Source organism: Leisingera sp. ANG-M7 (assembly GCF_000813965.1).
Lineage (GTDB): Bacteria > Pseudomonadota > Alphaproteobacteria > Rhodobacterales > Rhodobacteraceae > Leisingera.
In genome coordinates, this window is record NZ_JWLI01000016.1 from 222,951 (window position 1) to 237,386 (window position 14,436).

At 59.7% G+C, this 14,436-nt stretch carries 10 protein-coding genes; 5 read left to right on the forward strand and 5 right to left on the reverse strand.

The window, feature by feature from the left end; all coding sequences use genetic code 11:
• Nucleotides 1–134: 134 nt before the first annotated feature.
• The 5 genes from RA26_RS17770 to RA26_RS17790 all read right to left on the reverse strand — a co-directional run bounded on the left by RA26_RS17770 (nt 135) and on the right by RA26_RS17790 (nt 6,798).
• Nucleotides 135–1,748, reverse strand: coding sequence for a chemotaxis protein CheW (locus tag RA26_RS17770; RefSeq protein WP_039185896.1), 1,614 nt, complete (start codon nt 1,746–1,748; stop codon nt 135–137).
• On the reverse strand, nt 1,745–2,236 hold the full coding sequence (locus RA26_RS17775; RefSeq protein ID WP_039185898.1) for a chemotaxis protein CheD: 492 nt from the start codon (nt 2,234–2,236) through the stop codon (nt 1,745–1,747). Before RA26_RS17775 ends, RA26_RS17770 begins: the two co-directional genes overlap by 4 nt.
• Nucleotides 2,227–3,081, reverse strand: coding sequence for a CheR family methyltransferase (locus RA26_RS17780; RefSeq protein WP_052272477.1), 855 nt, complete (start codon nt 3,079–3,081; stop codon nt 2,227–2,229). Before RA26_RS17780 ends, RA26_RS17775 begins: the two co-directional genes overlap by 10 nt.
• Before the next feature lie 27 nt (nt 3,082–3,108).
• A complete protein-coding gene (locus RA26_RS17785; protein WP_082015865.1) occupies nt 3,109–5,370 on the reverse strand; it encodes a PAS domain S-box protein in 2,262 nt (753 codons plus the stop codon).
• A 642-nt stretch (nt 5,371–6,012) separates the two neighbouring features.
• A complete protein-coding gene (locus tag RA26_RS17790; RefSeq protein WP_039185900.1) occupies nt 6,013–6,798 on the reverse strand; it encodes a DeoR/GlpR family DNA-binding transcription regulator in 786 nt (261 codons plus the stop codon).
• Nucleotides 6,799–7,015: 217 nt separating this feature from the next.
• On the opposite strand from RA26_RS17790, the gene RA26_RS17795 reads away from it, so the two are divergent.
• The 5 genes from RA26_RS17795 (at nt 7,016) to RA26_RS17815 (ending at nt 14,429) form a co-directional block, all read left to right on the forward strand.
• A complete protein-coding gene (locus RA26_RS17795; protein ID WP_039185903.1) occupies nt 7,016–7,963 on the forward strand; it encodes an ABC transporter substrate-binding protein in 948 nt (315 codons plus the stop codon).
• Nucleotides 7,964–8,069: 106 nt separating this feature from the next.
• On the forward strand, nt 8,070–9,092 hold the full coding sequence (locus tag RA26_RS17800) for a quaternary amine ABC transporter ATP-binding protein (RefSeq protein ID WP_039185904.1): 1,023 nt from the start codon (nt 8,070–8,072) through the stop codon (nt 9,090–9,092).
• Nucleotides 9,089–11,083, forward strand: a complete 1,995-nt coding sequence (locus tag RA26_RS17805) for an ABC transporter permease (RefSeq protein ID WP_039185906.1) — start codon at nt 9,089–9,091, stop codon at nt 11,081–11,083. Before RA26_RS17800 ends, RA26_RS17805 begins: the two co-directional genes overlap by 4 nt.
• A 2-nt stretch (nt 11,084–11,085) precedes the next feature.
• Entirely contained in the window at nt 11,086–11,967 is an 882-nt protein-coding gene (locus tag RA26_RS17810) for a phosphotransferase (RefSeq protein ID WP_039185908.1), read from the forward strand.
• A gap of 8 nt (nt 11,968–11,975) precedes the next feature.
• Nucleotides 11,976–14,429, forward strand: a complete 2,454-nt coding sequence (locus RA26_RS17815; protein WP_039185909.1) for a GcvT family protein — start codon at nt 11,976–11,978, stop codon at nt 14,427–14,429.
• The last annotated feature ends 7 nt before the right edge of the window (nt 14,430–14,436 follow it).

A 14,436-nucleotide genomic window follows, 5' to 3' on the forward strand; every position in this document is an offset into this window, starting at 1 on the left:
TTGCGGCAAGAAAAACTTCACTGGAAAGCTGATTTCCCCGAACACGCCAAGCAATGCCACATGCTGCGAAGAACTGTGAACAGAAAACACAGCTGCTTCCTTGTCAGATCGCTATCGGGCGGCACCACCTGCCCTTAGGCGGCCTGGAAGCAGCGCTCCACCAGCGCAGTTGTGTCGAGGATCAAAATCGACTCGTGCCTGCCATCCGCTGTTTTATGCTGCAGGCAGCCGGACACATCCTCTGCGATACTCTTCGAGGTGTTTTGCTGATCCAGGGGTTTCAGTTCAGCCACACGGTTTTCCGTCGAAATAATAATCTCGTCGACAGAGTCCACGAGTATCCCGAACTTCTGCACTCCGTGCCTGAAAATCAGAACCTTCTGATCCCGGCTGGATGCCGGCGGCAGACCGTACAGCACCCGGGGATTGAACAAGGTAATCAACTCCCCCCGCAAATTGAGGATGCCTTCGACGAATTCCAAGGAAAACGGCGGTTCCAGAAGATCCTTGGGCCGGTTGATGATCTCGCTGACGTGCGCGGTGTCCAACGCAAACCTTTTCTCAAAAGTGAATTTAATGAAGGTGCGCCGCGCCGACCGGGCTTCCTGCTCCTCAGCCTCGCCCTCTGCCGTCTCAGGCGGGAAAACCTCCTGACATGCCTTTGCGGCAGCCAGAAAGCTCGGCTCCTGCAGTAGCTTGCCAGGGTCCAGCATCATGACGATCTGATTGTCTTTGTCCAGAAGGCACCCGTTCACCAGGTCGCCGCGCGGCAAGGCCAGCTTGGCAAAGGGCAGCACTTCGTCCTCAAAGAACGGCAGGATGCTGTCAATCGAGAAGACCATGAGCCCTACCGGCCCCTCGCGGGTATCTATCACCAGCATGCGCCGTTCCTTGGGGATGGTTGCCCCAAGCTTAAATTTTGCGTCATCGCCCATGAAACCGCGAAAATCTATCACTGGCAGAATGACGCCGCGCATGTTTGCGGTACCGATCACGTTGCCACCGGTCAGCAGGGACTGCTCCAACTCGGGAACCGTTCTAACCTCTTTCACGAAGCGAAGGTCAATTGCACAGGTCGTGTGCCCGGTTTGAAAGGATACACAGGCGAGCTTTTTGCCCCTGTTGAGCTTGACGCTTTCCTTGCTGGCCTCATTGTCCGCCCGAGGCAGCTTCTCCAGGTTCAGCAATTCATGCGGGTCCAGTATCTGCACCAGCCTTTCGCCGCCGTCGAATTTCAGCACCCCGTCGATGACCACATCCTTGATGCCGTCGCCTTTGGGCCGGAAATCCACCCGAGCCACGCCTTTTCCATTCAAGACCTCGCCGGTCCTGTCAAAGAGCAGGCCAATGCAGTGTTCACCGTGTTCTATGATTGCCACCTTGCGCGCAGTCACGCTGCCAGTCGCTGGGAACTCCAGCAGGCTGCGCAAGTCTATCACCGGAACAATCATGCCGCGAAGGTTGAACAGCCCCAGCATAAAAGACGGAGCAAGCGGCACCGGTGAAATATCCTCCGGTTCGTTCACGATCTCCTGGAGCGAGGAGACCGGTATGGCAAATTCGCTGTCGTCAATCAGGAAAGACCCGTATTTGTTGGAGTGGCTGCGCTTCGCTTTGGCCGAGGGCGGCGATACAGTGGCTGGCCCAGCTGCTGCGCGGCCCTCCGCCCCGACCGAGGAACAGCCCACTCGTCCATGGGATGCACCTTCCGCGCCAAGGATCAGAGGCGTCGAGGTTTCTGTTTTCATGACGCCCCCCCTAAGCGCGGAATGGGTTTGACAGTGAACTCACCGCTGGAGCAGTCGATGGTCACTTGCCGCCCCTGCATACCTCCGACATCTTCGTGGATATTGCGGACGCCGACGTCCCGCAACGCCCGATAGGCTGAACGCGCATTGATGCTCCCGACAAGACGCTTTGGATCCGTATCTGCCGGCATCGTCATATTGGCGCCGCCAACGACAATTGCCTGAAGCTTGCGCAGATCCTTGCCGGACACCTCCATCAGGGACTGCAATGATCTGAGCGCCTGATCGACATGCCTGCCGCTGATAGCCTCCGAGGTATCCGGAGACTTGGACAGCAGGCAATGCGCCAGCCCATAGATCCCCTTGGCGGGGTGCAGAATCCCGAGACCGATGCAGGAGCCGAGAATAGCGTTCAGCGACTGTCCTGCCCGGCCGGTTTTCACCTGTCCGATTTGCACATGGATTTTTTGAACATCATTCACGCACATGGGCTGCTTACCCTGGCGGACGGCCGGTAGATAATCGGTGCCAGCTGCTCAAACCCGGTCCGAAGATTGTTCAGTGTCTCGCTTTCACCGATGAACAGAACACCATCTGGTTTGATAAGTTCCCTGACATGCTGGAGGATTTTCTCCTGATCTTCGTCAGTGAAGTAAATCAGCACATTGCGCAGGAAAACAACATCGAACGGGCTGGTGCCGCCAAGCCTTTCCAGAAGGTTATGCAACTTAAACTTCAGCCGGGCCCGGATCTGCGGCACCGCTTTGTATCCGTCCGCATCGCTGCCTTTCATGTGGCTGGCAAACAGGTCGGGCTTTTCTTTGCGGAAGCGGGCAATCGAGCGGCCATTGTAAACCCCCTTTTGCGCCACATCCAGAACCCGCGAAGAAACATCCGTGCCAAGCACGGAATAGTCGAAACCCGGTTTCTCCAGCCGCTTCTGCTCCAGGATGGTGCCGATGGTATGGGCCTCCTCCCCGGTTGAAGCCGCGGCTGACCAGACCCGCATCCGGAGGTTTTCGCCCCGTGCCTGGAATTCCGGTAGGAACACATCCTGAAAATAGTCCCAAACCCGCGGCGTGCGATAAAAATAGGTTTCGTTGGTGGTCACCCGGTTTGTCAGTTCCTGCATCTCCGCAGGGTCAGAGGCGAGACGGGAGATATAAGACGCGAAGCTCGGCTCTTCGACCTCCCGCAGCCGCCGCCGCAAACGGCTGACCAGCATTGTCTTGCGGGTCTCGCCGATTGTTATTCCAGTATTCCGGTGAACGATAGCGCGGAGTTTGGTAAAGTCCCCATCGCTCATGGTGATGTCGGTGTCAGGTTTTCTCATCCCCGGTCCTTTCGCCAATACAATGGGTCAGCAGCCAAGCCGGCCGACTTCCGTCTTCAGTTCCTGCGCTCCGCTGTTCAGCTCCTCGGTCGCAGCGGCGATGGAATCCGACGCGATGACAGCTTCTTCGGACGCGTCCACAATGCTCTGGATGGCTTCAGAGACGTCCCGCGCCGCGGTCTGCTGCTCATTTGCTGCCACTGAGATTTGAGCGATGGAATCGGTGGTATCCGAGATGCCCGTCAGGATCTTAGTGAAGGCCGCGCCAGCCTCTCTCGAGACCTCGCTGCCCAGGGTCACGCGTTTCACCGTTTCATTGATCAGCTTGCTGATTTCCTTGGCGGATTGCGACGACCGCTCCGCTAGCTTGCGCACCTCGTCAGCCACCACAGAGAAGCCGAGACCGTGTTCGCCTGCCCGCGCTGCCTCAATCGCGGCATTGAAGGCCAGCAGGTTGGTCTGCCCGGCAATCTCGCTGATCGTCTTGACGATTTCGCTGATCTCCTCGGAAGAAGCGTTGATCAGGTCCATGGCCTCAATAGACCGTTCAATCGCCTTTGCCCCCAAGTCGGCTTCTTCCTTGGTTTTCTGGGCGATCTCGTCGGAATGATTGCTGTTCTGTGCAATCGAGTCGATGGAGGCGCTCAGTTCCTCAACGGAGGCGCTGATTTCCTCGGTTGTGCAGCCGAGGGTCTGGGCACCGCCGGCAACAGTATGGGCCTGCTCCGAAATCTTCTTGGACTGTTCAGCAAACTGCGTTGCAATCCGTGTCACTTCCTGTGCCACCTGCTTTTCAGCGGTGATGTTGGTGGCGAATTTCACAACCTTGAAAGGTTTGCCATCGGCATTGAACACCGGGTTGTAGGAGGCATTGATCCAGACCTCCTTGCCGCCCTTGCCAAAGCGTTTGTATTCGCCGGCCGAGAACTCGCCTGAGGCCAGATCTGCCCAGAACTTCCTGTACTCAGGCGAGCTTGTGTACTCCGGATCGCAGAACATCCGGTGATGCTGACCGACGATCTCATCCATGGAGTACCCTACAGTGGCCAGGAAATTCTGGTTGGCGGTCAGAATGGTGCCGTCCAGTTCAAACTCGATCATGGCCTGGGCCCGGCAGATGGCCGCCATTTTGCCATCCTGTTCAGCGGTGCGCTGTTTTTCTTCGGTGATGTCGCTGGCGAATTTGACCACTTTGAAGGTCTTGCCGCCTGCATCCAGGATCGGATTGTAAGAGGCGTTGATCCAGACCTCCGCCCCGCCCTTGCCGAAGCGCTTGAATTCGCCGGCCGCAAACTCTCCGGCGGCCAGATCGGCCCAGAACTTCTTGTATTCTGGAGAGCTCGCGTAATCCGGGTCGCAGAACATCCGGTGATGCTGACCGACGATCTCATCCAGCGAATATCCCACCGTTGCCAGAAAATTCTCGTTGGCGTTGGTGATTTTGCCATCCGGCGTGAATTCGATGATGGCCTGCGCACGGTCCAGAGCGGCAAGAACGCCGGCATTCATCCGGGCCTCTGTCACATCGGCCCACTCCAGCATGTTGCCGACATATTCACCGCTTTGATCGAAGACACCGCCAACATTCAACGCGAACTTGTAGTCCCCGATTGTAATGTCGGTCTTGTACGGAAGATTGGTTGGGTCCGACAGCAGCTTGCGCTGGTGGGCCGGGTTCTTGTGGAACTGATCGATGCAGGTTCCGATGATATGAGCCGGATCGAAATTCGGCCAGACTTGTGCAAAAGCTTCTGCACTTCGGCTCAACAACTCACGGGTCGCTGCGTTGACATCGGTTACGATGAAGTCGCGGTCAACGGTCATCATGGCCGCGGACGCATTTTCATACCCCGTGGTCTTGCGCAGGTTCACCTGTTCCAGCTGTTTCTGCTTGGAAACATCGGTGGCAAACTTAACGACTTTGTACGGCCTGCCATCCGCGCTGAAGACCGGATTGTAGGAGGCATTGATCCACACTTCTGCGCCATTCTTGCCCAGGCGTTTGTATTCGCCGGCCGAAAACTCGCCCATCGCGAGCTGAAGCCAGAAGTCCCGGTATTCGTCAGACGCCGCATAGGCCGGATCGCAGAACATGCGGTGGTGCTTGCCTTCGATCTCCCCCAGCGTGTATCCGACCGTTGCAAGGAAATTCTCGTTCGCAGTTATGATTGTGCCATCCAGCTCAAACTCAATGACAGCCTGAACACGGTTAATGGCGTCCACGACCCCCTGAACGTCCTTGCTAGCCTGATCTGACTCCGGCGTCGCGGCTTTTTCATTCGCACCCATAGTTTCGCCTCACTCATATAAACGTTTCGAGGCCAAGTTGGGGGACAGCTGTTAACAACGAGATACCAATGCACCCATAACGTGCATTCACGGGTGTTTTTATACATAAAATGCAACCCAAGGACTCACCCGGCAACACAACGCCACCCATGATTGCATCCACCTCGCTGTCCGCCAAGCTACGTGTTTCTCCACTCCTGAAGTGGTCCGCTGTTATGCTTGGAAAACGGTGGATCAGAATGGGTACGAAGCTGCATAAGTTCGACGAGATTGTCACAAAGTTGCTGCAGGATGAGGTGCCCGACCTCTGGACCTGCGGTTTTCTTAGAATTACTTCCGCTTACATTAAGCACCAGCATTCGTTGCCAGTTTGGATGATGTCATGGTGAAGGCTGAACCGGCCGAACAGCCATTCGCCGGAGGCGAGATCGTTTGGACGGCAATCAAGACGCGTTCGCAGAGGCGGCTGATCATAGCGGTCGATCGTGCAGGTCCGGCGAAAGAAGAGCTCAAATTGCCTTAGGTTCTGCACGAAGGATGCGAGTAGCTCACTCGCCGAAAATCAATGGGGCTCCTCTTAGATCATTCCTGAAATGCGCGGGAAAATACTTTGCTCATTGCCGTTAACTTTGCCGAACCAGCTTACCAGCCTTCAGTTTTGACAATGACGGTTTCGATCTCGTGCTTTTCCAGCATGGCCCTGATGCCGTCCGGTGGAGGGGTGTCGGTGAAGAAGACGTCGATCGCCGACATCTTGTCGAGAGAGACCGGAGCGCGTTTGTTGAACTTGCCGCTGTCCGCCACGACGATGCAGACCTGCGCATTCTCAGCTGCGATGCGCGCAATATTGGCTTCCTCAAGATCGTGCAGCATGAAGCCCAGTTCACTGTTCACAGCGCCAACCGAGAACACCGCCAATTGAACATTGAGGCGCCGCACCAGGTCCAGCGCCTCCGCGCCGAAAGCGCCGCCGTCATGGGCGCGCAGCTCGCCGCCTGCCAGAAAAACCCGGTTGTTGTTCCGCGTGGCCAGCGTTTGTGCCACAAAAACCGAGTTGGTAACCACAAACAGGTTGCTGTGATTTCTAAGCGCCAGCGCGACATAGGCCGTTGTCGACCCGATATCCAGAAATACTGAATCTCCGTCGCTAATTGTGTCCGCCACGGCTTGGGCCAGTACTGTTTTCACATCGGCATGTGCGCTGAGGCGGTTTTCAAAAGGCGGCTCGATGACATCTTCATTCAGATGCACACCGCCATGCACCTTGCGCACTATTCTGCGCTCCTCGAGTGTCTTGACGTTGCGCCGAATGGTTTCGTTGGAGACGTTCAGCTGCTCCGCAAGCGCGCTTACGCGGCAGGATCCTCCTGCGCGATGAAGCTCGCGCAGTATCTCTTCTTCTCGCTGATTTGTGGTTTTCTGGTTCATTTCACAAGCAGGACATTGTTCTTGGCGCCCCCTTAGCCGTACTTAAAAAAGCCACACAATGCAACACGAAACCTCGTGTTTTGGCGCTGATCTCGGCATATTGGGCGCAATTATGTTGTTATTTGTGGTTTTTATTGACGAAAAGCCCAGCAAACTGCACGATACCCCTACGCGACGTCAAGAATCGCACACAACACCACACAACAGGGAAATCCACATGCGACAGAATCTCAGTATATTGGGAGCCGCTGCGCTGACAGCCGCCCTTTCCGTATCATCCGCCCGGTCTGCAGAATCCGCCGATCCGATCAAACTGACACTGCACGATTGGTCCGGTCAGCTGATCAACACAAAGATCATGGGCAGCATCCTGCAGGAGGCCGGATACAACGTCGAATACGTCCAGGCGGATTATATCGCGCAGTTTGCCGGGCTGAAGACCGGCGACCTGCATCTGGCCATGGAGATCTGGGAGACAACGGGCCGCGAAGCGCTGGACGAGGCCACTGCCTCTGGCAAGGTGGTCAATGCAGGCGAGACCGGTCTGATGGCGATCGAGGAATGGTGGTACCCAGCCTATATGAAGGACCGCTGCCCGGGTCTGCCCGACTGGCAGGCCCTGAAGGACTGCGCCGACGAATTTGCCACCGCGGAAACCTCGCCCTACGGCCGCTATGTCGGCGGTCCGGTAACCTGGGGTGGTTTCGACGAAGAGCGCGTCGAAGCGCTGGAGCTTGAGTTTGAGGTGGTGCATGCCGGCACCGATGCGGCACTGTTTGCAGAACTGGAATCCGCATATCAGCGCCAGGACCCGATTGTCCTGTGGGTCTATGTTCCCCACTGGGCTCCCTCGAAATACGACGGGGAGTTTGTTGAGTTTCCCGCCTATTCTCCGGAATGCTATTCTGATCCGTCGGTGGGCGTGAACCCGGACATGGCCTATGACTGCGGCAAGCCGCGCGGCCCGATCTGGAAAGCTGCCTGGGCCGGCCTGCCGGAGAAATGGCCGGGCGCCTATGACGTCATTCAGGCTTACAGCATCACCAACGAAGAAATGAGCGCCATGGTCGGCAAGGCGGACCTGGAAGGCGTTGAAGTGGACGCCGTGGTCTCCGACTGGATGGCTGCGAACAAGGATCGCTGGTCCGGCTGGATCAGCAACTGATCCCACTCCTCCGGGGCTGCCCTTACGCTCTCAGGCGGCCCCGGCTTTTCTTCTGACCCGTCAATTTTCCCCGGCTGCCCTTGCGGGCCGGGTCCGGAGCTGCGTGATGACACCCAAGACCAAATTATCCTGCCGCAATGTCTGGAAGCTTTACGGCGCGAACCCTGAAAGCTTTCTGCGCGAAAATCCCGCCCCTAGCGGCGAAGATATCCGGCGTGCAGGCATCATCGGTGCCGTGCGCAATGCCAGCATCGACATTGCCGAGGGGGAAATCTTCATCATCATGGGGCTGTCCGGCTCCGGTAAGTCGACCCTGGTGCGCTGCCTGTCCCGGCTGATCGAACCGACTGGCGGCGAAGTGCTGTTTGACGGCGTCGACCTTTTGCGTGCCAGCGAGCAGGAATTGATTGAAATCCGCCGCCACAAGATGGGAATGGTGTTCCAGCACTTTGCCCTGCTGCCGCATTTGACCGTTCTGCAGAACGTGATGTTCCCGCTGACCGTTCAGGCCGCCCCAAGGGCCAAAGCCGAAGCCAAGGCCCGGGAAGTTGTGGAACTTGTCGGATTGAAGGGGCGCGAGGACTATTACCCGCGAGAGCTGTCCGGCGGCCAGCAGCAGCGTGTCGGCATCGCCCGTTCGCTGGTGACGGAACCCGACCTGTGGTTCCTGGACGAGCCCTTCTCTGCGCTTGACCCGCTGATCCGCCGCGAGATGCAGGACGAGTTCATGCGCCTGCAGGCACGCCTGCACAAAACCATCGTCTTTATCACCCACGACTTCGAGGAGGCAGTGCGCCTCGCCGACCGCATTGCCATCATGAAAGACGGCGAGATCATTCAGGTCGCCACTCCGGAGGACCTCGTGCTGAACCCAGCCACGGCTTACGTCGCTGAATTCACCCGCCACATCCCGCGCTCCAAGGTGCTGACGGTGGGGGGCATCATGACCCCGGACGCACAAGCCGAGGGCGTGCCCGTTCCGGCAGCCGCCCGGGTGTCGGAAGTTGCGGAACAGATCATTGCCGCAGATGCCCCGCGCCCGGTGTGTGATGCGAACGGCCGGATCGTCGGCAGCATTGGCCGCACGGCGGTGGCACGGGTGCTGTTCGGCACGGGAGAGGCGGCATGAAAGTGCATCTGACCCGGCAGGCTGCGATCTGCTGGGGGCTTGTGCTGGCGACAATTCTGCTGGGCTGGTTCGGCCGCGATCTAGCCAAGGCGCTGGATGCGCGCTGGCTGGTCAAGGTTCCGCCCTCCTGGGATATCCCGTTCAACACATACATCTCCGCTGCCATGGCCTGGCTGATGGAGGAGGCAGCCGTCGGCCCGGTCTCCTTCACCGATGCCACCCGTTCCATCGCCTGGCTGATCGAGCAGCCCTATGAATTGGCGTTGAACCTGCTGGCACACGGCTTTCTGTTCGATCCCGGCCCGGAGCCGCAGGTTCTGCTCCCAGCCGCCAGCTGGATCGCCGTCACCGCTGCGGTGATCGCCCTGGGGCATTACTGCCGCAGTTGGGGTCTGGCCGCGCTTGTCGGCGCCTGCTTTGCCTATCTCGCGGTTTTCGGGCAATGGGACAGCGCCATGGTCACGCTGGCCTCAGTGCTCATCGCGGTGCCGATCGGCGCGGGCGGCGGGCTACTGGCCGGCATCTGGGCCTACCGCCATCCGCTGGGTGAGCGCATCCTCTCCCCCGTTCTGGACCTGATGCAGACCATCCCGATCTTCGCCTACTTGGTACCGATCCTGTTCATGTTCGGCTTTGGTCCGGTATCGGCGTTGGTCGCCACCATCATCTATGCAACCCCGCCGATGATCCGCATCACCATCATGGCGCTCAAGGCAGTGGACCCGGAAATCCTCGACTTCGGGCGGATGGCCGGCACCACCCGGCGGCAGTTGATGTGGCGGGTGCTTGTGCCCTCGGCCAGCCAGAGCCTGATGATCGGCGTCAACCAGGTGATCATGCTGACGCTCAACATGGTGATCATCGCCTCGATGATCGGCGCGGGCGGTCTTGGCTTCGACGTGCTGGCCGCGCTGCGCCGCCTCGACATTGGCGCAGGCTTTGAGGCAGGCATCGCAATCGTAGTCCTGGCGATTGCGGTGGACCGGCTGAGCCAGGCCTTCGCAGAGCGCATTGGCCAGGCCCACCACACCAAGCCTGGCTCCTGGGCCGCCCGAAACAAGCGCACAGTGCTGGTGCTCTGCCTGCTGACGGTCACTTGGGTGCTGGGCCGATTCTCGCCCTTGCTGCTGGACTACCCGCAAAGCCAAACCATCACCACCGGCGCTTTCTGGAATGACACCGTCAAGTACCTGAACGTGAACTACTTCGATGCGTTCGAGGCCGTGAAAATCTTCTTCCTGCAGTGGTTCCTGCTGCCAATCAAGAAAACCCTGCTCGGCATTCCCTGGCCCTGGACCATTGCCATGCTGACGCTGCTTGGCTGGCGCGCCGGCGGCTGGAAGCTGGCAGCCCTGTGCGGCGCGATGTCTGCCCTGATTGCAGTCAGCGGCCTGTGGGCCAAGGCGATGGTCACTGTCTATCTCTGCGGTGCCTCGGTGATCCTTGCCACCCTGATCGGGGTTCCCCTGGGCGTGCTGGCGGCGCTGAACCGCCGCGCGGGCATCGCCATCAACTTGCTGATCGACACGCTGCAGACCCTGCCCAGTTTCGTCTACCTGATCCCGGTGGTGATGCTGTTCCGGGTTGGCGACTTCACCGCAATGATCGCCATCGTCCTTTACGCGCTGGCACCGGCTGTCCGCTATGCCGCCCACGGGGTGCGCAGCGTCAGCGGCGAGCTGATTGAGGCAGGCCTGGTATCCGGTTGCACCAAATGGCAACTGCTGCGCCTTGTGCGGCTGCCGATGGCGCTGCCGGAAATCCTGCTGGGTATCAACCAGACCATCATGCTGGCGCTTTCGATGCTGGTGATTACCGCGCTGGTCGGCACCCGCGACCTGGGTCAGGAGGTCTATATTGCACTGACCAAGGCCGACACTGGGCGCGGTCTGGTCGCCGGGCTCGCCATCGCCTTTATCGCCATCATCGCCGACCGGCTGGTCAATGCCGGAGCCCGCGGCGCCCGCATCCGCTTTGGACTGGAGAGCTGAGCATGAGCCAATCCGACCTGCTTCACAAAATCCGCGCACTGCCCATCTGGCAGGGGGATATCACCGTTGCTCCGTTGAAAGGCGGCATCACCAACGAGAACTACTTGGTTGAGGACAGCGCCGGAAAATACGTGGTGCGGGCGGGCGACGACATCCCGCTGCATCAGGTGCTGCGCTTCAACGAACTGGCCGCCAGCCGCGCCGCCCATGCTGCAGGCCTGTCGCCTGCGGTGCTGCATGCCGAAGTCGGCCTGACGGTGCTGGAGTTCATCGAAAGCCGTACCCTGACCGAGAAGGACGTGGGCGATCCGGCAATGCTGCCGCGGGTGCTGGAGCTGGTTAAATCCTGCCACCGCGATGTGCCCGGGCATCTGCGCGGCCCGGCGCTGGTGTTCTGGGTCTTCCATGTGATCCGGGATTATGCGGCCACCCTGCGGGATATGGACAGCTCGCATGCGGCACTGGCCTTGGAACTGGCAGGCATCGGCAGCATGCTGGAACAGGAGGCAGGCCCCTTCGACATAGTCTTCGGACACAACGACCTCTTGTGCGGCAATTTCCTTGATGACGGGGAACGGCTCTGGCTGATCGACTTCGACTATGCCGGCTTCGACTCGCCGCTGTTCGACCTTGGAGGCCTCGCCTCGAATAACGGGCTGTCGCAGGCGCAGGAGCAATGGCTGCTGGAATCCTACTTCGAGGCACCTGTGACCGATGACCTGCTGCATCGCTACAGTGCCATGAAATGTGCTTCGCTTCTGCGCGAGACCATGTGGAGCATGGTGTCAGAGATCACTTCCGAAATCGACTTTGACTACGCGGCCTACACCGCCAGCAACCTCGCGCGCTTCCGCGCGGCGCTTGACGACTTTCAAAACACCTGAGGACTGACATGACTGAACTTCCCTCAACTGCCAAGGCAGTCATCATCGGCGGCGGCATCATCGGCTGCTCCACTGCCTACCACCTGGCCAAGCTGGGCTGGACCGACACCGTTTTGCTGGAGCGGAAAAAGCTGACCTCGGGCACTACCTTCCACGCCGCCGGGTTGGTTGGGCAGCTGCGCTCGAACGCCAACATCACCCAGCTGCTGGGGTATTCGGTCGATCTCTACAACAAGATCGAAGAGGAAACCGGCCTGGGTACCGGCTGGAAGATGAACGGCGGACTGCGGCTGGCCTGCAACGAGGAACGCTGGACAGAGGTCAAGCGCCAGGCCACCACAGCGCATTCCTTCGGTCTGGAGATGGAGCTGCTGACCCCGAAAGAGGCGCAGGAGCTGTGGCCGCTGATGGATATTTCCGACGTCATCGGCGCCGCCTTCATGCCGACCGACGGCCAGGCCAACCCCTCCGACATCACCCAGGCGCTGGCCAAGGGCGCGCGGATGGCCGGGGCCAGGATCTTTGAGGACACCAAAGTCACCGATATCGAGATCGAGGACGGCAAGATCCGCGCGGTGATTACCGAACATGGCCGCATCGAATGCGAGAAGGTGATCTGCTGTGCCGGCCAATGGACCCGAACCTTTGCCAAGCGGTTCGGGGTCAACGTGCCGCTGGTGCCGATGGAGCACCAGTATATGGTCACCGAGCCGTTTGAGGGTGTGCCCTCCGGCCTTCCTACCCTGCGCGACCCGGACCGGCTGACCTACTACAAGGAAGAGGTCGGCGGGCTGGTGATGGGCGGCTATGAGCCGAACCCGATCCCCTGGGCCACTGACGGCATCCCGCAGGGTTTCCACTACACCCTTTTGGACAGCAACTTCGACCATTTCGAGCAGTTGATGGAACAGGCGCTTGGCCGGGTGCCGGCACTGGAAAACGCCGGCATCAAAACCCTGACCAACGGGCCGGAAAGCTTCACCCCCGACGGCAACTTCATCATCGGCGAGGCGCCGGAGCTGCGGAACTTCTATGTTGGCGCGGGCTTCAACGCGTTTGGCATCGCCGCGGGCGGCGGCGCCGGTATGGCACTGGCGGAATGGGTGAAGAACGGCGAGCCGCCGTTTGACCTCTGGTCCGCTGACATTCGCCGCTTTGGCCGCCCGCATTTTGACACCGACTGGGTCCGCACCCGCACGGTGGAAGCCTACGGCAAGCATTACACCATGGCCTGGCCGTATGAAGAGCACGACAGCGGCCGCCCCTGCCGCAAGTCGCCGCTGTACGACACGCTGAAAAGCCAGGGGGCGTGCTTTGGCGAGAAACTCGGCTGGGAGCGCCCGAACTGGTTTGCCGATGCCGCCCGTGGCGAAACTCCCAAGGACGTCTACAGCTTCGGCCGCCAGAATTGGTTCGACGCAGTGGGCCGCGAGCACAAGGCGGCGCGCAAGGCGGCAGTGCTGTATGACCAGACATCCTTTGCCAAATTCTCGCTGAAAGGCCCGGATGCGCTGGCCGCGATGAACTGGATCTGCGCCAACGACGTGAACAAGCCGGTGGGAACTCTGACCTACACCCAGATGCTGAATGACAAGGGCGGCATCGAATGCGATCTCACGGTGGGCCGCGTCGCGCATGACGAGTTCTACATCGTCACCGGCACCGGTTACGCCACCCATGACTTCGACTGGATCCGTCGCAATATCCCCGACGGCATGAACTGCCAGCTGTTCGATATCACCTCCTCCAACGCGGTGCTGTCGCTGATGGGGCCGAAGGCGCGCAGCATCCTCGCCGCTGTCACCCGCGACGATGTCTCCAACGACGAGTTCAAGTTCGGCACCATCCGCACCATCGGCATCGCCGGCTGCCCGGTGCAGGCGCTCCGCGTGACCTATGTGGGCGAGCTTGGCTGGGAACTGCACCTGCCGGTGGAATACGCCCATACCGTCTATGCCACGCTGATGGAGGCAGGCAAACCGCACGGGCTGGTCAATGCCGGCTACCGCTCGATCGAATCCCTTCGTCTGGAAAAAGGCTATCGCGCCTGGGGATCGGACATCGGCCCCGACCACACCCCGTTCGAGGCCGGGCTCGGCTGGGCGGTCAAGCTCAGTAAGGATATCCCATTCAAGGGTCGTACCGCCGCCGAAGAGCAGAAGGCGCAAGGCGTCAAGAAGATGCTCGCCTGTTTCACCACAGATCCGGGCGTGGTGCTCCTGGGCCGCGAGACGATCTACCGCAACGGCAAGCGCGCCGGCTGGCTGACTTCCGGCGGCTATGGCCACACCGTCGGGCAGTCCATCGGCTACGGCTACATCCGCAATCCCGATGGCGTGGATGCCGAATACGTGCTGAGCGGGGACTACGAGTTGGAGGTCGCCACCGAACGCGTCCCCTGCAAGGTGCAGCTCTCACCTCTTTATGATCCGTCGATGAGCCGGGTGAAGATCTGTACCTGATCAACGG

Excerpts from the sequence above, each read along its gene's own strand:
- RA26_RS17785 (WP_082015865.1), bottom strand. The coding sequence starts at position 5,370 with ATGGGTGCGAATGAAAAAGCCGCGACGCCGGAGTCAGATCAGGCTAGC.
- RA26_RS17790 (WP_039185900.1), bottom strand. The coding sequence starts at position 6,798 with ATGAACCAGAAAACCACAAATCAGCGAGAAGAAGAGATACTGCGCGAG.
- RA26_RS17815 (WP_039185909.1), top strand. The coding sequence starts at position 11,976 with ATGACTGAACTTCCCTCAACTGCCAAGGCAGTCATCATCGGCGGCGGC.
- RA26_RS17780 (WP_052272477.1), bottom strand. The coding sequence starts at position 3,081 with ATGAGAAAACCTGACACCGACATCACCATGAGCGATGGGGACTTTACC.
- RA26_RS17800 (WP_039185904.1), top strand. The coding sequence starts at position 8,070 with ATGACACCCAAGACCAAATTATCCTGCCGCAATGTCTGGAAGCTTTAC.
- RA26_RS17805 (WP_039185906.1), top strand. The coding sequence starts at position 9,089 with ATGAAAGTGCATCTGACCCGGCAGGCTGCGATCTGCTGGGGGCTTGTG.
- RA26_RS17770 (WP_039185896.1), bottom strand. The coding sequence starts at position 1,748 with ATGAAAACAGAAACCTCGACGCCTCTGATCCTTGGCGCGGAAGGTGCA.
- RA26_RS17795 (WP_039185903.1), top strand. The coding sequence starts at position 7,016 with ATGCGACAGAATCTCAGTATATTGGGAGCCGCTGCGCTGACAGCCGCC.
- RA26_RS17775 (WP_039185898.1), bottom strand. The coding sequence starts at position 2,236 with ATGTGCGTGAATGATGTTCAAAAAATCCATGTGCAAATCGGACAGGTG.
- RA26_RS17810 (WP_039185908.1), top strand. The coding sequence starts at position 11,086 with ATGAGCCAATCCGACCTGCTTCACAAAATCCGCGCACTGCCCATCTGG.